The 21739-nt window shown below is 44.2% G+C and carries 16 protein-coding genes and 1 other RNA gene; 5 read left to right on the plus strand and 12 right to left on the minus strand.

From position 1 onward, the window contains the following. Positions 1 to 157: 157 nt before the first annotated feature. The 10 genes from AC5JPY_RS01780 to ffs all read right to left on the minus strand — a co-directional run bounded on the left by AC5JPY_RS01780 (position 158) and on the right by ffs (position 13495). Positions 158 to 1843 carry an ABC transporter ATP-binding protein gene (locus AC5JPY_RS01780; protein ID WP_493843091.1) on the minus strand — a complete coding sequence of 562 codons (1686 nt, stop codon included), beginning with the start codon at positions 1841 to 1843 and terminating at the stop codon, positions 158 to 160. Between the two features lies 1 nt (position 1844). Further along, positions 1845 to 2870, minus strand: coding sequence for an ABC transporter permease (locus tag AC5JPY_RS01785; protein WP_493844421.1), 1026 nt, complete (start codon positions 2868 to 2870; stop codon positions 1845 to 1847). Positions 2871 to 2956: 86 nt separating this feature from the next. Continuing rightward, complete coding sequence (yejB, locus tag AC5JPY_RS01790) at positions 2957 to 4027, minus strand: microcin C ABC transporter permease YejB (RefSeq protein WP_493843090.1); 1071 nt, start codon at positions 4025 to 4027, stop codon at positions 2957 to 2959. 107 nt (positions 4028 to 4134) lie between these two features. Next, positions 4135 to 4914, minus strand: coding sequence for a hydroxyacylglutathione hydrolase (gene gloB / locus AC5JPY_RS01795; protein WP_493851902.1), 780 nt, complete (start codon positions 4912 to 4914; stop codon positions 4135 to 4137). A gap of 152 nt (positions 4915 to 5066) precedes the next feature. Next, the gene (locus AC5JPY_RS01800) at positions 5067 to 6899 is read right to left on the minus strand and encodes an extracellular solute-binding protein (RefSeq protein WP_493852717.1); all 1833 of its coding nucleotides are present in this window, start codon (positions 6897 to 6899) and stop codon (positions 5067 to 5069) included. 315 nt (positions 6900 to 7214) lie between these two features. After that, on the minus strand, positions 7215 to 8384 hold the full coding sequence (gene serC / locus AC5JPY_RS01805; protein ID WP_493851903.1) for a 3-phosphoserine/phosphohydroxythreonine transaminase: 1170 nt from the start codon (positions 8382 to 8384) through the stop codon (positions 7215 to 7217). 92 nt (positions 8385 to 8476) lie between these two features. Beyond that, the gene (locus AC5JPY_RS01810; RefSeq protein WP_493851904.1) at positions 8477 to 9406 is read right to left on the minus strand and encodes a DNA polymerase III subunit psi; all 930 of its coding nucleotides are present in this window, start codon (positions 9404 to 9406) and stop codon (positions 8477 to 8479) included. A 132-nt stretch (positions 9407 to 9538) separates the two neighbouring features. Further along, entirely contained in the window at positions 9539 to 12505 is a 2967-nt protein-coding gene (locus AC5JPY_RS01815; RefSeq protein ID WP_493851905.1) for a M48 family metalloprotease, read from the minus strand. A gap of 40 nt (positions 12506 to 12545) precedes the next feature. Beyond that, complete coding sequence (locus AC5JPY_RS01820; RefSeq protein ID WP_493851906.1) at positions 12546 to 13142, minus strand: LemA family protein; 597 nt, start codon at positions 13140 to 13142, stop codon at positions 12546 to 12548. 256 nt (positions 13143 to 13398) lie between these two features. Then, an RNA gene (gene ffs / locus AC5JPY_RS01825) (signal recognition particle sRNA small type) lies at positions 13399 to 13495 on the minus strand. A 428-nt stretch (positions 13496 to 13923) separates the two neighbouring features. On the opposite strand from ffs, the gene AC5JPY_RS01830 reads away from it, so the two are divergent. Next, positions 13924 to 14640 carry an SIMPL domain-containing protein gene (locus tag AC5JPY_RS01830; protein WP_319051965.1) on the plus strand — a complete coding sequence of 239 codons (717 nt, stop codon included), beginning with the start codon at positions 13924 to 13926 and terminating at the stop codon, positions 14638 to 14640. A gap of 102 nt (positions 14641 to 14742) precedes the next feature. Here the strand turns inward: AC5JPY_RS01830 and AC5JPY_RS01835 are convergent, their stop codons facing one another. Next, positions 14743 to 15486 (minus strand): DUF4124 domain-containing protein, encoded by a 744-nt coding sequence (locus tag AC5JPY_RS01835; protein WP_493851907.1) that lies wholly within the window; start codon positions 15484 to 15486, stop codon positions 14743 to 14745. A 223-nt stretch (positions 15487 to 15709) separates the two neighbouring features. Then, a complete protein-coding gene (gene glnA / locus AC5JPY_RS01840; RefSeq protein ID WP_319051963.1) occupies positions 15710 to 17119 on the minus strand; it encodes a type I glutamate--ammonia ligase in 1410 nt (469 codons plus the stop codon). A gap of 838 nt (positions 17120 to 17957) precedes the next feature. Here glnA and AC5JPY_RS01845 point away from each other — a divergent pair. The 4 genes from AC5JPY_RS01845 to AC5JPY_RS01860 all read left to right on the plus strand — a co-directional run bounded on the left by AC5JPY_RS01845 (position 17958) and on the right by AC5JPY_RS01860 (position 21589). Beyond that, positions 17958 to 18581, plus strand: a complete 624-nt coding sequence (locus AC5JPY_RS01845) for an anthranilate synthase component II (RefSeq protein WP_319051962.1) — start codon at positions 17958 to 17960, stop codon at positions 18579 to 18581. 98 nt (positions 18582 to 18679) lie between these two features. Beyond that, the gene (trpD, locus tag AC5JPY_RS01850; protein ID WP_493851908.1) at positions 18680 to 19801 is read left to right on the plus strand and encodes an anthranilate phosphoribosyltransferase; all 1122 of its coding nucleotides are present in this window, start codon (positions 18680 to 18682) and stop codon (positions 19799 to 19801) included. 71 nt (positions 19802 to 19872) lie between these two features. Then, on the plus strand, positions 19873 to 20754 hold the full coding sequence (gene trpC, locus AC5JPY_RS01855) for an indole-3-glycerol phosphate synthase TrpC (protein WP_493843080.1): 882 nt from the start codon (positions 19873 to 19875) through the stop codon (positions 20752 to 20754). Between the two features lie 103 nt (positions 20755 to 20857). Then, positions 20858 to 21589, plus strand: a complete 732-nt coding sequence (locus tag AC5JPY_RS01860; RefSeq protein WP_319051959.1) for a Smr/MutS family protein — start codon at positions 20858 to 20860, stop codon at positions 21587 to 21589. The last annotated feature ends 150 nt before the right edge of the window (positions 21590 to 21739 follow it).

Consider the following 21739-nt stretch of genomic DNA (forward strand, 5'->3'; position numbering starts at 1 on the left):
ACTGTTGAGAATAATTGTACCACTGCGCTTTTTGGTATGTCGCTATTATTATGAACTGCTATGTCCTGATTGCTAGCAGCTCGTTGCTCCAGGCTACTACTCTAAATTTCGATTTGGTAGATTCGCTCAACATTTCACTCAAAATAATACGTCTAGCTTAAATTGTACTCGCTTTTAGTAACTGCTGTGCATATGGGTGCTGTGGGTTGTTAAAAATATCCTCGGTATGTCCCGATTCCACGCACGTGCCTTGTTTTAGTACCATAATGTGCTGACATAGTGCGCGTACTACCTTTAGGTCATGGCTGATAAAGACGTAACTGACTTGCAGTTTTTCTTGAATTTCACGCAGTAGACTGACTACAGCGACTTGCGTGGTACTGTCTAGTGCAGAGGTAGGCTCATCCAATATGAGTAGACTTGGTTTCATGATGAGCGCGCGCGCCAATGCCACGCGTTGACGTTGTCCACCAGATAGCTCATGTGGATAGCGCTGCGCGAAGGATAAAGGCAGGTGTACTGTTGCTAGGCTCTCCATCACTGCTTGCTGACGAGTACCTTTATCCACGCCTTGTACCAACAGTCCCTCTTCCACGATCTGCATGACTGTCATGCGAGGATTGATACTAGCAAACGGGTCTTGAAACACCATCTGTATCTGCGAGCGGAACGTACGCAATGCACTCTTTGACAAAGCCGAGATATCTTGCCCATTGACCATTATCTGTCCATCGATATGTGCTTGATTACTGAGTAATTGACTGAGCGCGAGAGCAATGGTGGTTTTGCCAGAGCCAGACTCACCAACGATACCGAGTGCCTGTCCTTTTTGCAGGGTCATATCGACATTTTTGACCGCATCAAACCAGCGCTTGGTACTGCCGAATAGACTTTTTTCGATAGGGAACTGTACTTTGAGATCACTCACTTGTAGTACGTTCAAGCGTGTATCTGCGTTATCGCCCGTTAGCGTTAATGCTTGACCGAAGTCTTGCTGAATGAGCGTACGAGTATAGTCTGCTGCGGGCTGCTCAAATACAGTAGCGGTATGACCCTGCTCTATCGTTTGACCTTGACGCATGACGATAACCTCGTCGCTGTAGCGCCTGACCAAATTCAGATCATGGCTGATCAGTATCATTGCCATATTATGTTGGCGTTTGAGATCATCCAATAGTGTCAAAATCTCATGCTGCAAGGTCAAATCTAGTGCTGTGGTAGGTTCGTCAGCAATCAATATGTCAGGCTGCTGTGCTAGCGCCATAGCAATCATCACTCGTTGACGCTGACCACCTGAGAGTTCATGCGGATAGCGATTTAACTTATCAGCAGGATCGGTAATATTGACATCATTTAGCAGCGCGATGCTGGTGTCACGCCACTGCTTTTTGGGTACGCCGCTTAGACGTAAAGACTCCGCAATTTGCTTAGCGACTGTATGCAGCGGATTTAACGCTGTCATTGGTTCTTGGAATACCATGCCTATACGCTGCCCACGAATAGGACGTAGAGCTGCGTTACGTGCTTTGTCATTCGCTATAGGTAATTTGGACATGCCTGATGTACTTGCCAGCTGAACGGTACCATCAATAGTCAAGCTCTCTGGTAGCAGACCTAGGAGCGCTAGGCTGGCAATCGATTTGCCAGAGCCTGACTCACCAACGATCGCTAGAGTCTGCCCTTGTCGTAGCTCATAAGACAGCTTGTCTACTAAATTGATACCTGTAACGGTTGTGATCATCAACTGATCTACGCTCAGCACAAGCTTACCTTTCGTCTGATGAATGCCTTTTTCTGGCGTCTCTAATACGTCGTTTTTAGTAGCAATTATAGTATCAGTCATATCAAGAGCGCCTCGGATCAAATGCATCACGCAGTGCTTCGCCGACGAAGATGAGCAGTGACAAAATAAAAGTCAGACTAAAAAACCCTGATAAAGCCAGCCAAGGGGCATCAAGGTTGTTTTTTCCTTGCACCATAAGCTCCCCTAAAGATGGTGAACCAGGTGGCAACCCATATCCCAAAAAGTCCAGCGCGGTCAACGCAATGATATTGGCGGTTAAAATAAAAGGCAGCTGCGATAAGCTTGACGCGAGCGCATTGGGTAGAATATGTCTGAGCATGATTTGACTATCAGAAACGCCCAAATTGCGGGCGGCGCGTACATAGTCAAAGTTACGAGCGCGTAGGAACTCTGCCCGTACCAAACCTACCAGACCCATCCAGCCAAAAAGCAGCATCATAGCAAACAGCATGCTGATACTGGGACTAAACAGACTCACTAAGATAATAATCATGAAGAGCTGCGGCATACCGCCCCATACTTCCATGAATCGCTGTCCTGCCAGATCCACCCAGCCACCATAATAGCCCTGCACTGCACCTACGATAATACCAATCAAGGCACCAGCTAGGGTTAGCGCTAGACCAAACAATAACGACACTCGCAACCCATATAGTATCCGCGCCAGCACATCGCGCCCCATATCATCAGTACCTAGCCAGTTCTGCGCATTGGGCGCCGCGGGATAAGGCAGACCAAGCTCAACGTTGGGCGTCTGATCAGCAAACGGAATGGGCGGCATCACATAGTAACCTTGCTCATCGATTAGCGACTGCACTGCAGGGTCTTTATAATTGGTCTCAGTCTCGAACACACCGCCAAAAGTGGTTTCAGGATAGGCTTTTAAGACAGGGAAATAATAGTCATCTTGATACTTCACCAGCAGTGGTTTGTCATTGGCGATGACATTGGCCGCCATACAAATGACAAATATCACTGCAAAAACAAACAGCGATATCACGCCAAGCCGGTTTTGGCGAAAGCGCGTGAGCCTTGCTTGCCAAATAGGATTTAAGCGCTGTTTCATTGGTATAGATGGTTGCTCATGGGTTTGCAATTTATCTGGTTCACTATTACCAGTCTTACTCTTTAATGGAGATTGATTGCTTGACATTAGCGTCCCTCAAAATCAATGCGGGGATCGATCAAGTGATAGCTCAAATCACTAATCAACTGTAATAGCAGTCCCACCAACGTAAAGATAAACAGCGTACCAAATATCACTGGATAGTCGCGCTGCTGAATCGCTTCAAAACCTAACAAGCCCAAGCCATCCAATTTAAAAATAATCTCAATCAAAAAGTTACCCGCAAAGAAAATACCCACAATAGCAGCAGGAATACCAGCAATGATGATCAACATCGCGTTACGAAATACATGTCCGTATAGCACTTGACGCTCACCTAACCCCTTAGCGCGAGCAGTCAATACATACTGTTTGCCCAGCTCTTCTAAGAAGCTAAATTTGGTCAGATACGTTAATCCTGCAAATCCGCCCACTGTGCTTGCCAGCAGTGGTAGTGCCAGATGCCAAAAATAGTCTTTAACCTTACCAAGCGCGCTTAACTGATCAAAATTCTCAGACGTCAATCCTTGTAGCGGGAAAATATTCCAGTAGCTCCCCCCTGCAAAAAACACCAGTAAGATCACGGCAAACACAAACACAGGTATCGCATGCCCAATAGCAAGCAGCATGGCTGTGGCTTTATCAATACCTGAACCATGGTGCATGGCTTTATACACACCTAGTGGAATGGCAATCATATAAATAAGCAGTGTGCTCCATAGCCCAAGCGATATTGAGACTGGTAGCTTCTCTACAATAAGGTCAGTTACTGTTTGACCCTTAAAAAACGACTCCCCAAAGTCCAATTGAGCATAGTTTTTTAGCATTAACCAAAACCGCTCTGGTGCTGATTTATCAAAGCCATATTGAGCATTGATTGCAGCGACCATCTCCTCAGAGAGACCACGCGTACCTTGATAAGTACTGTCACTACCACCTGCACTACCCGCACCGATATTACCACTGAGCGCGCTGTCTTTTGCGCCTTGCTCAATAAGCGCCAGCTGCTGCTCAACAGGACCCCCAGGCGCCGCTTGTACAATGACAAAATTGGCAAGCAATATCAAAAATAGTGTCGGCAATATCAGCAGTAGTCTTTTTAAGATATAACGACCCATAATGGCGACTTCCTAGATGAGATAGAGAGAGATGGTAATAACGACAGCAGCGGATTATGTTGTGTTGAGTATAAGCAAGAAAGCAGTCGCCGCATCAAAAACGTGCTTTAAAAGTTGTTTTTTAGCTCGCGTAATGCCGCAAATACCGTTAAAGACTTCTCATCATCGATACTCGTTTTGGACTCAACCCCAGCAATGACACTTGGCTCTTGCGTACGCAAAAACACATTGACCGCGCGCTCATGCTCTAATGTCACTGGTAATGTTGGCACGCCGTGGGCAGTCTTCGTTTCAGCTTGTGCGAGCGCTTGCTGCATTTGCTCATTGGCAGGCTCAATAGATAGCCCAAAGCGTAGATTACTAGCCGTATACTCGTGTGCAGGGTACAACAGCGTATCTTCAGACAGACCATTTAAACGCTTAAAGCTATCATGCAATTGCTCAATGGTACCCGTAAAGACACGGCCGCAACCTGCACTAAATAGCGTGTCACCGCAAAAGCAATGTTTTTGCCCATCAATATCTAAGATATAAGCCATATGGCTAGCCGTATGCCCTGATACATCCCAAACCTGTGCTGAGCAGCCCCATGCACTTACTGTGCTACCATCTTTTATCGTTTGGTCTTCATCAACCCCATGCTCACTATGCGCAACCAGATGGGTCATAGGATACGACTCTTGCAACGCTACAACGCCGCCGATATGATCATGATGATGGTGAGTGGTCCAAATCGAGGTCAGCTCCAGCTCATTTGTCTCCAAATAATCAATGACTGGTTCAGCTTGACCGGGATCAATGACGATTGCTTGTTTATTATTATCATTAATTAACGTCCAAATATAGTTATCATTGAATGCTTTAATAGGGTGAATACGGATACTCATGTTAAATCCTTACCAATAGTTATTTTTGTTGCTCGTTATTTTTGAGTTATTTAATATCGATTTTATTCCATAACCGAAGCCTGCACACCTGACCATCAGTTATTATAAGATCTGCGCTGTTAACAGACGCGGGATATTGCTTTGAATGCTGATTACTGCTTTAAATACTTATTGATGCGCCCTTCTGCTTCTTTATCAACCCACCAGTAGTCGATACCAACGGCATTGGTTGGCAAGGTTGCTGTATGGCGATATTGATCCCAATACGCCACATTGGTCCCAGACTTGCCATAGAGTGGCACGACATAATGACCCGCTCGCAGCAACCGATCTAGCACTTGCGTATATAGTACAATCTCATCGCGGTCTTTAGCACTACCAAGTGCAGCAACGACCTTATCGACGGCAGCATTTTTGATACCAGCGCTATTGTGATTGCCTGGCTCATCAGCGGCAGCGCTACCCCAAAACGCAGCCTGCTCAGCACCAGGAGATAGGCTTTGAGCGAACACGTCAACGACCATATCATAGTCAAATCGGCGCATACGCTCATAGTACTGCGGCCCGTCTACTTGACGCAAACTTGCATCAAACCCCAAACGCTTTAGATTACGAATATAGGGCAATAATACACGGCCCATGGTCTCACCCGTCATCAGCATCTCGATCTGGGCGCGCTGACCATCAGGCTGATATAACTTCATATCGTCATAATAAAACCCAGCCGCCAGTAGTAACTGCCGCGCTTCTAACAATCCTGCACGATTAAAACCATTGCCGTCACTGGTAGGCAGCTGCCATTCGGCTACTGTTGCTTTGCGCTGAATAGGTTCAAGCTCAGACAATAGAGGCGTTAGTACCTGCATCTCTGCGTCAGACGGTGTGCCTGTTGCGGCAAGCTCCGAGCCATGAAAAAAGCTCTGCAATCGCTCATACTGACCATGAAACAAAGTTTTATTCATCCATTCAAAGTCATAAGCCGCTGTTAAAGCCTGACGAACCCTAATATCTTGAAAGATCGGTCGACGCATATTCATGACCAGCGCTTGCATCGGCACTGGGTTTTGACTGGTTATCGTTTCTTTTTTGATCAGTCCTGCTTTTACCGCTGGGAAGTTATAGCCGCTTACCCAGTTCGAGGCTTTGTTTTCGGGGCGGAAGCGGTATTGACCAGACTTAAAACCCTCAAAAGCAATCTCATCGCTTTGATAATAAACAAACTTAATCATGTCAAAATTATAGCGACCGCGATTGACCATCAAATCACGGCCCCAGTAATTAGGGTCACGTATATAACTGACTGAACGGCCTGCATCAACGCGCCCTAATTTGTAAGGGCCACTGCCCATTAAGGGCGTCAGGCTAATGGTCTCAAAATTTGCATCGATTGAGGATTTGGCAAAGATAGGAAACTGTCCGACTGTTAGTAATATTTCTTTGTTTTCAGTAGAGGCAAAGACGAACTTTACTTGCTGATTATCGACAATCTCAACGTTCTTAATATCTCCCAAGTAACTCCGGATGTACATGGGACCCTTATTCAATAGCGCATCAAAAGTTGCTTTGACATCGTAACTGGTCACAGGTGATCCATCCCAAAAACGGGCTGCAGGATTAAGATGATAAATAATCCAGCTCGTATCATCTGGGTCGTAGGTCACTTTGCTTGCTAGCTGCGGATACATGGTAAAAGCTTCGTTCAGTGAACCCGTCATCAATGTATCGTACAGATAATCGGTACCGATCATTGCCACACCCGTGGTCATCCATTTGTTAGCACTGTTGAACGTGCCGCGGGCATCGAGAGAGAGCGTACCCCCTGATGGTGCTCTTGGATTGGCATAGGGCATGTATGGTGCATTGATGTACTCGGTAGGGCTATTATGTCCAAGCGCTGTTTTTGTGATGGGCGCAGCGATACTGCTTGGTATCCAGCTGACAGTGGCGGTTAGCAACGCAGCTTTTAGCAGAGTATTTTTTATTATCATGATCTTCTAATCGACCTCTGTGCTAACCAATTTGGGTACAAAAAATGAAGTACTGACGGCAAAATATCATCATCGCAAAATTTTATCATAACAAACTTAGGTTTTTTAACCTAATGGTTTGCTATGTTGCCCAGCATAGATGTCGCATTATCAATCATAATATTTAAACTTATGCTAGCAAATAGACTCACAAAAAAGGCGCAACCGTTATCAGTTGCGCCTACTTACTTATAATTTTATGTACTTGCGTCCTTCGACGTTGAGACATTGAGGTACATATTAAGCTCTATAGCCACCTCTTGATTGGCTCGCTTAAGCGTGTTTTTGTTCAAACGCGATCATAAAGTCAACCAACTGCTGTACCCACTCAAGCGGTACGGCATTGTAGATACTGGCTCGCATACCACCTACATCACGATGGCCTTTTAGATTGAGTAGGCCGGCTTTTTCTGACTCTTCTAAAAACACCTTATCCAAACTACTATCCGCTAACGTAAATGGTACGTTCATGATAGAACGGTATTGAGGGTCTACTGGGTTGTTATAAAAACTGCTGTCATCGATTGTTTTGTAGAGTAGATCTGCTTTTTGCTGATTGATCTTACCGATAGCAGCGACGCCGCCCTGCTCTTCTAACCAATCAAATACCAATCCAGCCAAGTACCAAGAATACGTTGCTGGCGTGTTAGACATTGATTCTTTATCTGCTTGGTGCTCATAATTCAGTAGCATAGGACACCACTCGCTAGCTTGCCCAAGTAAATCATCACGAATGATAACGATAACCAAACCTGCAGGACCAATGTTCTTTTGAGCGCCCGCGTAGATCATACCGAATTTGGACACATCGATAGGCTGTGACAAGATAGAGGATGACATATCAGCAATGATTGGCGCCTCTACTTGTGGCGGCTCAAATATCTGCAAACCATGAATGGTCTCATTGGCACAGTAGTGAAAATAAGCAGCATTTTCACTTACGCTCCAGTCACTTTGAGGCGGCACGCTAGTAAAGTTGCCTTCTTTGCCAGTTGCAACCAAGTTGATCTCACCCAAACCGAGCGCTTCATAACGCTTAGCTTCTTTGATAGCCTTACCTGACCACGCGCCTGTCGTCAAATAATCACCACGCCCGCCGTTCAATAGGTTTAATGGAATAGCAGAGAACTGCAAGCTGGCACCGCCTTGCAAAAACAGCACTTTATAGTTGTCTGGTATCTCCATAAGCGCGCGTAGCTTGGCTTCTGCTTTATCAGTGATTGCCATGTATTCTTTACTACGATGACTCACTTCCATGACCGATAGGCCACGTCCTTGCCAGTCAAGCAGTTCACTCTGGGCGCGCTCTAATACCGCTGTTGGCATCGTCGCAGGTCCAGCACAGAAATTTGGTAAACGATGTGGTGAGGTACTGCCAGTTGGGCTAATAGAAGCAGTTGGATTGGTGGGCTCTGGGTTGGTAGGCGTTGAGTTGATGGACATAATTACGATCCTAGGTGTAGGGAAATAAATAAGCTTATTTTATTTCGGTTTGTTGATAAAAAAAGGTATAGCAGTATTAGTGTAGACGTATCTTACGAAGATATCTGTTCCCACAACTTTCGCTTAGCATCGCTGTCTGCAAGCATATCGTCTAATGTCGGTACGATAGTAAGATTGGGATGATAAAGACCGTCAGGTAGCGCCGTCAACGCAGCAACTTGTATCTCTTCGCGCAGGCCTATTCGAAAGATATAACCAGCAAGACTAGCATTAGCAAGCTCAGCTGTGTCCATACCAGCGCAAATGGGAAATGATGTCTCCTCATGAGTGAGTGATAGCGCTTGGGTAATATTTTGCCACAGCTTTTGGCTGTCACTACTGAGTGCTTGAATATCTACCAATATCACCCAGTCACCGTAACGACCACCTTGCAAGTTGAATGGCGCTACCTTTTTTGAGCCAGCATCATTATTACTGCCTTGAGCAAATGAGTGCCGCGCTACAGGTTCGGTCGTCGACTGCTCTATTTCGTTGATGGCTAATCGGTCTGTCTCTATACTTGAGGTATCATCGTAACTCGAGGTATTATCATATTCCGACAGCGTATCAAAGCTATACGTGACAGGGTTTTGAACGCTGGCTTGTGGTACACCGTCATCTCGTCCATTAAAATCACTACTAATGTCGTTATCACTGCTGATATCGTCATAGCTTGTAATATCAGAACTTACGATATCAGAGCTATCAGTACCATAGTCCATCAGTGATGGATCTACTACGTCTATAGAACCAGCACTCGCTAACTCAGTATTTTTTGACTCAGTATTTCTCGACTGGTCACTTGTTAACTCAATAGTAGGATGGTCAGTATTTGATTGATACTTTGGCGATGCCGCAATATCCTCTATAGTGATGGTCTTTGACTCAGGCTGCACCCACTGATCGATACCCATCATCGCTAATATTTGGCGTTGCTGCATACGGCGCTGCAATACACTCAGCGGGTCTTGGATATCACTCATACGACTCTACTGTCCTGATTATGTTATCTATATCATCTATAGATGGGTTTGTAATTTCGATGGCACTGATCGCACAAGCATAATGCTATCTATTAAGCGCGGATTATCAGGTAAGAAGTAATCCGGCATGGGTCAAAAAAGCTCTCGAACACCCAGCCAGTATTCTGCCATCGCAAGCAAACAATCATACTCATCTTGGCTGATTATCGTATCGTGTAGCATCACAGTATGCAATGTACTTAGCCACTGTCGATAGTCATTATGAGTAGGCCTGAGTGCATCAGTATCATTATAATCTATTTGACTGTCATACTGTTGTCTCTCTTGATCACTATCAGCATTCTGAGCACTTTTGGAGCTATTAATAGACTGTTTGGTGATAACAGGAACGACAGCAATAACTGCCAATAACTGTATACTATTTAAGTGTTGAACAGTCAATAATAGCCATTGTAAATTTGCATCGGTAACTGTCGACAAATCAATATCAATCAAGCGCGCATGACGTCTCAAGTCAACAATATAATGCACCACACTCTCATCACCTTCACTCAATCGCGACCTAGCGTGCGTTGAGATCATCTGACCTTTGGCGTCTTTTGATAATCGATAAGCCAGTAACACTATAATCGATACCTCAGCCGTATTGAGACCCTCAAATACCTGTCCTGACGGATCTAGCTGGGCATATATGTCTTTTATACCAGAACTCAGTGTCTCTAGCTCCAAAGATGGCGCGTCTGTATCGTGTAAAACCTCAGACAGCATCGGTAGTAATTGCAGCAAATGTAGCGCTTGCCATAATGACAATGTTGGTGACTGCTGCTGCGCCAAAGCTGCCAAATCATTCGAAGAAGTCGAGCCTGAAGAAATACTATCCTTAGCTGACTTTTTGTCAGATGAATGATGAATGAAGTATTGGGTAACATCATACGCTTGTTGTTGGTTCAATAAACCTAACATCCCTTGCTGATAACGCAACAACATCGTACGGCAGTTTTCTTGTTGTTTATAGTACTGATGGCTGTTATGACTATGATTATCATGACTCTTGTGCTTTAATTTTTTGATAGATCTCTCAGATAAATCGTGCTGTCTTAGTTGCTTTAACGCAAGCTCAATCAAAGCGCTATCTAGACGTCGATCTACACTGGCCACTAGCGTCAGTAGCTTAGTATCTACCCTATGTGGTAAAAGCTGCTCATCGCTAGAGTTGTTAGTTTCCACCGCGCCAGCCGCGCCCCAAATATCTATCAAACTATAAAACGCATTCGTTGATAGTGGTCGCCTTTGGTGGCAAAGCATAACCGCTTCAATCAATGCCAGCGCGCCTAGAGGATGATGGCTGTGATCGATGATGTATTGCGGTAGTAATACCTTTTGCTTATCACTGATTTCTATCAATGTATTTTTTGGCAAATCAACATTAGGTCTTGCCTGCCATGGCTTTAGCGTACTATCGTCATCTACAGATACAGCGTCTACTTGTAATCTACCATCGATAATCTTGTCTGTCTCTTGAGTGAATTCAAGACCTTCGTCTGCTTGATAACTGTTTTTATTTTTATGACTATCAGAAATAGAGCGCTGTTCGCAAAAACTATCATTACAGTACCCCTTTATGGGCTCATCTACGCTCTTATGTTTAGCCTTACTTTTTTGATTAAAATTTGAAGATGAGTAACGTAGTGATTTATCCATTACTTTTGAATTACTGCTTAGGCTATTTTGAGTAGTTGCTGTATCTACCTCGCCCCAGTTACCTAGCTGGCGCTGCCGATATATCTCTTTGATTTTTTGTTGATTGAGACGCTTTTCTGTCGCCACTTGTATGGCAAAGTCATGGTAGGCATCCGCATTAATAGCGCTCATACGCTCAGTTAAGCTTGGATGAGTAGCAAACCATGATACGTCTCCCAAATCAGCACCACTACTGGCAAAGAAAAAATGACTGAGTCCATTGATATCGGCAATACCAGTCAAACGTGACCCAAGCGAGTCTTGGTGAATGGCTTTTAATGTCTCTAAAATGGCAGGTGTGCGCGTCAATTGTACGCTGGTTGCATCAGCGAGTAGCTCACGCTGACGGTTAAAGCTATGCTTAATCAGCTGAGCACTTGCCATGCTCGAGAAGCTCAAACCATGCAGCAGCAATGTCCACATACTGCGCGGTGCATGTCGATCAATCACTGGTCTATTTTGCACCCACCTAGACTGGCGCTTGGCAGACGACTGCTGTTGCTGCGACTGTGTCTGCCAGTATGTCACCCACTCACTATGTGTGGTAAAACTGGCCGTTTGCGCTTCTGTACTGCGCGCAAGTACATCAACCTGCCTTTGTGATAGTGACTTCTGGGAGCTGGTATCGCTATCAAAGTAACGATAATTAGAGATATGATTGGAGATCGGATCACTCCAGTCGTACAGTATCTGCAGACCCGCCAGCACTACCATTAGCTGTAGGTTAAAATTGGCATCACCATGCAAAATATGACCATACTCATGACCAATGAGCCCATATAGCGCTTCATCAGATAGTTTATCTAGCGCTCCTTGGGTAACGACAAGTACCATATCTTGACTGTGGCGACCAGCGACAAAACCATTAATACCTTGCTCATCAGGCAATACATATAGTATTGGTGTGCTCAGTCCCGACGCGATCGCTAGCTGCTGTGCTATTTCATAATAACGCCGATAAACTGGTGGAAAGTCACGCTCGTCACTTACTGCGATATGGCGCGCGCTATAACGAACCTTGTCTTCACTTTTATGTTGATGCGTCACCCCTTGACTATGCTGCCAGGGTACCTGACTGTTATCAATGAACAATCTAACGCCTCCTACCCGCTGAGCAATAGCACGTCCACCCGCTCTCAAGCGCTGATACTCTAAAAAACTACCAACAAAAAAACTGCCTAGCGTCAGGATAATAACCAGTATCAATACCCAGCGGTATACACCACCTGTAAATATCGTCAGTAGTAAGCCCATGACAGCGAGCGCTACTGCTATATGAGCAAGCACAATTAAAAAAAACAGCCCATATAGCAATAGACTGCGCCGCGTACGTATGCGCTGCTCACCAAAAAAATCCATGATCGTAGACTACCTAGTATTTGCTAAATTTGTCGAAGCCTTAGGCCATATTGACGTTCGGTGCTTGAGCAATGGCTTCTCTGTCCTCGAACACTAAAGGACTGAGCGGACGAAAGCCAAAGGTCGTACTGACAAGATTATTAGGAAATACTTCTCGGTCATTGTTATAGAACATGACGCTGTCATTGTAATGCTGGCGAGCAAAACCGATTCGGTTTTCAGTATTGGTCAGCTCATCCATGAGCTCCTTGATCATCCTATCGGCTTTGAGCTCAGGATAGGCTTCCACAACTGCTGAAAACTGACTTAGCGCTTTAGACAGCATTCCTTCTGCTTTGGCAAATAGCGCCATATGCTCTAGTGAGTCTGGCTGATGTTTATTTGAATTTTGTAGGTCTTGAGCATGATTACGCGCGCTAATCACTCGTGTTAGCGTCTCTTCTTCGTGGCTCAAATAACGCTTGGCGGTTTCGACTAGGTTTGGAATCAGATCATGACGACGCTTTAATTGTACATCTATTTGAGCAAAGCCGTTCTTTGCTTGGTTGCGTGCGCGTACCAATCTATTAAATACTGACACGCCAAATACGACCACGAGAACCACAAACGCAATGAATAGCCAAACAAACATTTTCATAACCAAACCTTAAAGTGTCTAGAATGTTAATAAAAGTTAATACATTGTATTTTAACTCATATTAACCAATGAAGCTTTTGAATTGAACAAGAAATTAAATAGCACATCAAACCAAAGCTTGGATGAAATTTTAGACAAAAAAAAGCCCTTTGCAATGAAGGGCTGGACGCATCGTAAAAGCATTTTAAATAAAAAGTATCTTTAATATAAAACGTTTTATCGATGTCAGTATCAAATTTTAGGCAAAAAAAAGCGACTCCAAAAGCACATCCTCGGCACACATTATAACTATTACCGTTGCTACCTTCCGGTCCTGGCGGGATTCATAGAACAATGTTGCGAGGCTACCAATGGAGCCACCGGATGTAGATTATACAAGGATTTTTTTATTTTGCAACCCCTGCGGCCAAACTGCTTTTAATAAGTCGGTTATAGCTCCCACTCAAACGATGTTTTTTCTTCTGACACTGACCAAAGCTTGGTGTCTAACCCATTATCCGTAGCTCGTAAAAAACGCTCAAGCGTACAAAACACATAACATTATTAGCGCTATGAAGAATAACAAAAACTAAAACCGCCACGATTATATTAATGGTTTAATTTAATAACTGAGTAACGTAGCTCACAAAATTCTCACAGCAAATCAGACAGATTTTGCTATTTTAGGGAATGAAGTTGCACACATGTCAACATTTAGAGCACAAAAGAGACAGCTTCTCATATAAAAATGGATGGTAAGACATTCATATAAAAATTAACAAAATCAATTAAGGAGATAATGATGAAAAACACGTTACTTAATAAAGCAGCGCTAGCGTCTGGTACGGTTTGTCTAATGACGGCAATGATGGGAAGCGCCCATGCAGAACCAACAGGCTACGATCAACTGACCTTTCAGACAGAAATAAAAGAAGAAATCCAGAACGACGAAGTACGAGCCAGCTTGTACAAAAAGGCGCAGGCAACGGACGCCAAAATGCTAGCCACGACGCTTAATACCTCAATTAATAATGCCATGAAAATTGCCAAACGCTATCCTAGCGTTACTGTGACCACAGGACAACAACGTACCTATCCACGCTACGATAAAAACGACAAAATCATCGGTTGGACAGGTCAAGCAAATATAGATTTGAAAAGTACCGATTTTGCCGCTACTAGCCAACTTATTGCTGATCTACAAGCAACCTTGGTCATGGACAATTTGAACTTTGGTGTCTCAGATACCAAAAAAGATGCGCTAGAGCAAAAGCTAATGACTGAAGCCTCCCGCTCGTTTCAACAGCAAGCCAAGAGCCTTACCCGTGCTTGGGACGCCCGTGGCTATCGTGTCATAAATGTTAATTTGAACACCGGTAGTAACTACCCACGTCCTATGTACAGCGCCATGAGCATGAAATCAGGCATGGCAGACGAGTCAGTACCAAGCCAAAGCTTTGAATCTGGTAACAGTACCATCTCAGTCACTGCTAACGGTACCATCGAGCTAACCAAGTAAGTTAACTTACCTCTCAAATAATCAACTGACATTAAAAAAGGCAAGCATCATCGGTGGTGCTTGCCTTTTTATTTGGCGAATGATATCTATCTCAATTAGTCGTTACTGAGACTGAGCCACTTCCTGTTGACGCAGTTTCAACAGTACCTTTTGATACCAAGGCAAGTTCTGATAAGCCAAGAGCTGCTGCGCAATTTTCTTATTGTTTTGTAGTGTCGTATTGTTTTGGATGACGTATACCGTGCGTGTGACTTGCTTGATTGCCTGACCGGTTTCGCTTTGTATGACAACTTTGATCGTATGAGCACCTGGCAGCACATCTATAGTACCAATCGACGCATTCAACCCTTGTGCTACTTCCTTATCATCTAGATAAATACGCACGCTGTCATCTGCTTGTAGCGCAGGATTAACCTGTACAGTGACATCGATACTTTGCGCTGGGCGACGGTAGGCTCTTTCTTTGCTAGGTTCAGCAATCGCCAATTGATAGTTTACTGGTGCCTTGGTCTTAGTAATGGCAGCAGAGGCCGTAGGAGTGACTCCCATTTGTGATACATTCGATGGCAGGCTATTGGCATCAGAGCTACCTGCCATGCTAGAGCTGGCTGACCTGCTTGTTTCATTGCCTGTCGTAATAGACATTTGACTGACTTGTTTGCCAGCTTGCTGCTCATAATCCTGCGGTCGATCGGTAAAGGTGACTTGACCGGTTTGCTCATCAACCACTTTATAGATGGGTGCCGCATTGCTTAGCGGTGCATAAAGACTTGCTATCGCAGCAATCGTCAATAGCCCTACTTTTATGTTGCCTCGTATAGAGTGTTGCGTTGATAACAAAGTCATAGTCAATTAGCCTAATTAGTGTCTGCTATTAATATAATGATATACCAACCATTATGCGATATTTTCGATGCAAAATCAGCAATGTTTGAAGCGTCTTTACTATTCATCTCAAATAGCAATATCTGATGCTAGTACTTTCTTGTCTTAACGGCACAAAAAAACCAGCCAAGATTAACTTGACTGGTTCTTTTTTGTTGAATTAACTCAACAGACTAATCCATGATTAGCAGCTGTAGTACATATCAAACTCAACAGGATGCACAGTAACATTCAGGCGTTGTACTTCTTCTTCTTTCAATGCAATAAAGGCTTCTAGCATATCTTTGGTGAACACGTCACCTTTTAATAAGAAGTCGTGATCATCTTTCAGTGCTTGTAGTGCAACATCTAAACTCTCTGCAACCGTTGGGATTTGTGCTTCTTCTTCTGGTGGCAAGTCATACAAGTTCTTGTCAGCAGCTTCGCCTGGATGCATCTTGTTCTGAATACCGTCAAGACCTGCCATCAATAACGCAGCAAATGCTAGGTATGGGTTAGCTGTTGGATCTGGGAAGCGAGCTTCGATACGTACCGCTTTTGGGCTACTTACATGTGGCACACGAATAGACGCTGAACGGTTAGACGCTGAGTAAGCAAGCTTAATAGGTGCTTCGTAATGCGGTACCAGACGCTTGTAGCTGTTCGTTGATGGGTTGGTAATTGCATTCAATGCACGAGCGTGCTTGATGATACCGCCAACAAAGTACAATGCTGTCTCAGACAGACCGGCATATTCATCACCAGAGAACGTGTTTACGCCATCTTTTGAGATTGACATATGAACGTGCATACCTGAGCCATTATCACCAACGATTGGTTTTGGCATAAAGGTCGCTGTTTTACCAAACTGGTGAGCAACGTTATGAACAACATATTTCAATTGCTGAACTTCATCCGCTTTACGTACCATCGTGTTGAATGCAACACCGATTTCAGACTGGCAAGAAGCAACTTCGTGGTGATGAACTTCGACGCGGCCTTCACCAACGATTTCTTCGATACGTTCACACATAACAGAGCGCATGTCATGCGAGCTGTCGATTGGTGGTACTGGGAAGTAACCGCCTTTGACACGTGGACGATGCGCCATGTTGCCCCATTCATACGACTCATTAGTCGACCATGCTGCTTCTTCAGCAGTGATCTTATGACTAACGCCAGACATGTCAACTGACCACTTAACGTCATCAAATACGAAGAATTCAGGCTCAGGACCGAAATACGCCGTGTCACCGATACCAGTAGACTTCAAATACTCTTCTGCGCGGCGAGCAATAGAACGTGGGTCACGATCATAGCCTTGTAGCGTTGATGGCTCGATGATATCGCAAGTTACGACGACAGTAACTGCATCAAAGAACGGATCGATAAATGCTGTTTCTGGATCAGGACGCAAGATCATATCAGACGCTTCGATACCTTTCCAACCAGCGATAGATGAACCGTCAAACATTTTGCCATCTTCCATGACATCTTCATCAACAGTAGATGCTGGAAAGCTGATGTGCTGCTCTTTGCCGCGTGTATCAGTAAAGCGAAAGTCAACCCATTTAGCATTAGAGGATTGAATAAGATCTAATAATTTGTTCGACATACATAATCTCCGTTGTGTTGGTCACGTTATTGCAATTTAAAATTATTGGTACCATTTTCTTGTTCAAGTATTCCAAGTGTACTCTTTTCAATACCAAACAGCGCATTCGATATTATGCTTATTATCAGCACTATTTATCGTATTAGTCAAGACGCTGATCTAAGACGTTTACTTAATTAGACCCGCTCCATCTTAATGGTCTAAAATACGCTAAGTCAATTCTAACGTCATTCTCGCAATATATAACTGATAATACTGAACGCTGCAGGCATTTATTGACGATCACTGATTAACGATCATTTGAGACCACTTTTTGTAATCATAGATAATCATAGCAGCGTCAATGCAAAGGGTGTGCCAATATATTAAATTGATTATCGAAAATCGGCTCATACAAATGCTTATTTTCAATAATTACAGCGTCTTATAATAAAACCCAGTAGTTGTCAGCAGTAATATTTATTCAATCGCCTTTTATTTTGCTTTTACTTAACGCACCAACAGTAAACATAAAGCACCAAGTTAGTGCTAATGACAGTCGTAATGATGCCATTGTTCTGTTGTGGTGCGCTATCAAAATATTAAGTTACGATTTTATTTGTAATAATTAACCCAGGTCGATCAGTATGATAAAAAATCTATTTCGAGCCTCGGTTGCCTAGCTTGTATGTGTCCTACATTTGATAGCGGAGAAAATAGTGGTAAGATAACGGCGGCGTCCAGAAGCCGAGAACATCATGGCTTGTTGATGTTTGCTATTTGATGCTCTCTATCAATATCTACCCCATATGTATGCCCCATTCTGAGAAGTATAAAAAACCAATAATTTGGAACGCTCATGATTCTGATGATCGATAATTACGATAGTTTTACGTACAATATCGTACAGTACTTCGGTGAATTGCAACAAGACATCATGGTTTGGCGTAATGATCAGGTCACTATTGAGCAGATTCAGACCCTTGCCCCTACTGTGATTGTTATTGGCCCAGGTCCTTGCGACCCTGATCGCGCTGGTATTTCGCTAGAGGTGATTGAAGTGTTCAAAGGGATGATTCCTATACTTGGTATTTGCTTGGGACATCAGGCTATTGGGCAAGCATTTGGTGGACAAGTTGTTAAAGCTGGTGAAGTCATGCATGGGCGGTTATCTGCTGTGTATCATAATGACCAAGGTATATTTTCTGGACTACCCAACCCATCAAAAGTGACACGTTATCATTCACTCGTCATTGACAAGAGTAGCCTACCCAACTGTCTTGAGCTCACTGCATGGACACAGAGCAGTGACGGTAGTATCGGAGAAGTCATGGGTATTCGTCACAAAGAGTTGGCTGTAGAGGGCGTCCAGTTCCATCCTGAGTCAATATTGAGCGAAGCAGGTTACCAGTTGCTCAATAACTTTTTGCAGACTCATGGTTTGGCTACCCTGACATCCGATGAGCTACCACAAGTTGGTTAGATCTAACTAAAAGCATGTCGATAAAAAATACTGTTTGCATAAACTCATTCCAAATTTCACACAGATTTACATAAAGAATAATCATAAGCGAGATCATAATGAATACAACAAAAACAGAAGAAACGCACACCCCAGAGAGTATCGAAAAACTGTCTGACGACCAAACGCATCAACTGCTAACGTCAGCGCTCGGTAGAATTTTTCAGCATATTGACCTAACCTTTGATGAGATGTATCAAGTGATGCTTATCATCATGCAAGGCAGATGTAGTGATGCCATGATGGGCGCTATCTTGACAGGTCTACGCATGAAGGGTGAATCGATCGATGAGATTACCGCATCAGCCAGTGCCATGCGTGCACTAGCCGCCAATATTGAACCAAAGAACTGCGATTATTTAGTTGATATCGTTGGTACTGGCGGTGATGGTGCTAATTTATTTAATGTTTCGACTGCATCAGCATTAGTGGTCGCGGCGGCTGGCGCTCAGGTTGCCAAACACGGTAATCGCGGCGTCTCGACCAAGTCTGGTAGCTCAGACTTGCTTGAGCAGGCAAGTATCAGTCTAGCGCTTAGTCCAGCACAAGCAAAAGACTGTATTGAGAACGAAGGTATTGGCTTTTTGTTCGCTCCCAATCATCACAGCGCCATGCGCTATGCCAATCCTGTGCGCCGTGAACTAAAAGCGCGCACGATCTTTAATATTTTGGGACCATTGACCAATCCAGCAGGTACGCCTAACCTAGTCATCGGTGTGTTTACCGCGCAGTTGTGTGAGCCGATCGCAAAAGTAATGAAAAACCTAGGTGCACGTCATGTCATGGTTGTCGGTGCAAAAGATGGTCTAGATGAGATCAGTCTGGCAACGTCGACCACAGTCGCTGAACTGAAAGATGGAGAAATCTCTGTTTATGAGATGATGCCAGAAGACGCAGGTATCGAATCCCAAACCCTGATCGGTCTCGATGTTGATTCTCCAGCGCAAAGCCTTGAGCTTATTCGCGCCGCTCTGTCTGGTAATGATACTCATGATCGCGCCGTCCTCAAAGCACGTGACATGATTGCGTTGAATGCAGGTGCGGCGATATATACTGCAGGCCTTGCCAGTAACTACCCTAATGGTGTCAGCCGAGCACAAAAAGTCATACAAAATGGTGATGCTTTACTTAAACTTGAATCTTTGGCTGCTTATACACAACAGCTCGTGGCTCAGGATTAGTTTACTGCCATTCATAAAACATAAACTTGTTCATTAGTTTCTACTCAATTTAACGATATTCGGACACTCGTATGACCACAACTCACTCAGACATACCTTCGGTACTACAACGCATCGTCGCCACCAAAGTAGAAGAAGTAAAAGCAGCTCGTGCAGCACTACCCCTTGAGGATTTGCAAGCACAGGTCGCAGCGGATCATAAATCCCGTCGTGGATTTGCAGCTGCCTTACGTGCCGTCAGCTCTACGAGCAATGGCGTTGGTATCATCGCTGAGATCAAAAAAGCTTCACCATCTAAAGGGGTCATCAATCATAACTTTACCCCTACTCTGTTTGCTCAGCAGTACGAGCAAGCAGGCGCCACCTGTCTGTCCGTGCTGACAGATCGTGACTACTTTCAGGGCGATGACATCTACCTGATTCAAGCAGCCAACACCTCAAGCCTGCCAATACTGCGCAAAGACTTTATGATTGATGCGTATCAAATATATCAATCTTACTTGATGGGTGCTGACTGTATTCTGCTCATCATGGCCTGCTTAGACGATGCACAAGTACAAGAGCTGCACGCGCTAAGTATCGAGCTTGGTATGGATGTATTGATAGAAGTACATACCCAGTCCGAACTTGAGCGAGCCCTACAATTGCCACGTTCAGAGCATAATATCTATGGTATCAATAACCGTGATTTGAATACGTTCGATGTGGATCTACAAACCACGCTTGATCTAAAAAGCAGGTTGATCGAAGCACTCGCTACTGATAGTGATGCAGATAACGCTGATAAAAAACCGCTGATCGTGACCGAAAGTGGTATTCATAGTAGCGATGATATTCGTCTGATGCTCAACAATGAAATTCAGCACTTTTTGATCGGTGAACAGTTTATGAAAACCGACCATCCTGGACAAGCGTTACAATCCTTACTTGCGGGCGTTACAGTAGACGAGTAAAGTAACTCACATATTCAAGCGGCGATAGCACCAAATAGTTTCTACAAAGCAGGCGTGCTATCAGCTAACCCAACATTCATTAATCAACGATACGTTAACTTTTATGTCAAACTCTCTGTTTTCAAAAGAAATGCAAGACCAGCTCAAAGAACTAAAAGGCCAATTGAGTAAAGGTCGTGATACCAATTCACCTGAAGGTGAGAACCAAAAACCAACTGAGCCTGTATCACTATTGACTCAAAAACAAGTCAAAAAAACCGTCAAACAGCTCGATAGCGAACATATCGATGATGATAAGGTGCTGTTCATGCAAGCCATGCACGGGGTGAATCAGTTAGAAGACAAGAACGTCCGCTCACCTGCTAGCACAACTAAAGCAGGCAAACCTGATGCAGCGACACTTTCAAAACGTGCAGCAGCTCAGGGTAGCGAAGCCAGTGATTTAGGTGCAGGATTGTCAGATATGCAAGCCCTACTGAATCCTGTTGCAGCTGAAGCTTATTTGTCCTATAAGCAGCCAACGCTCCAAAACAAAATTTTCGATCAGCTTAAAAAAGGTAAGTTGCGCTGGTACGATGCAGTAGATATTCATGGCTGTACGATAGAAGAAGCGCGCGATGCCATGACTAAGCTGCTGAGCCAAGCAAAACAAAGTAACGAGACCATGGTAAAAATCGTACATGGCAAAGGTAGTGAAGCAATTCTAAAAACCTGTATCAACGGGTGGTTGCGTCAATTACCAGAAGTACTGGCCTTTTGCTCTGCACCGCCAAAAGACGGCGGTAATGGCGCTGTACTCGTATTGCTCAAGAAGCCAAAGGCAGACGGCGAATAGATTACTCGCTAACAATTGAGCGGTATTAAAAAAAGGACTACAACCAAGTAGTCCTTTTTTTGTCTGTAGCTTATACATTTTTCTAATTGTTTAACGTTTAGCCCTCTGCCTACTAACGTTTAGCCACTTGCCTACTGATATAAACCCACC

The organism is Psychrobacter sp. H27, assembly GCF_059072655.1.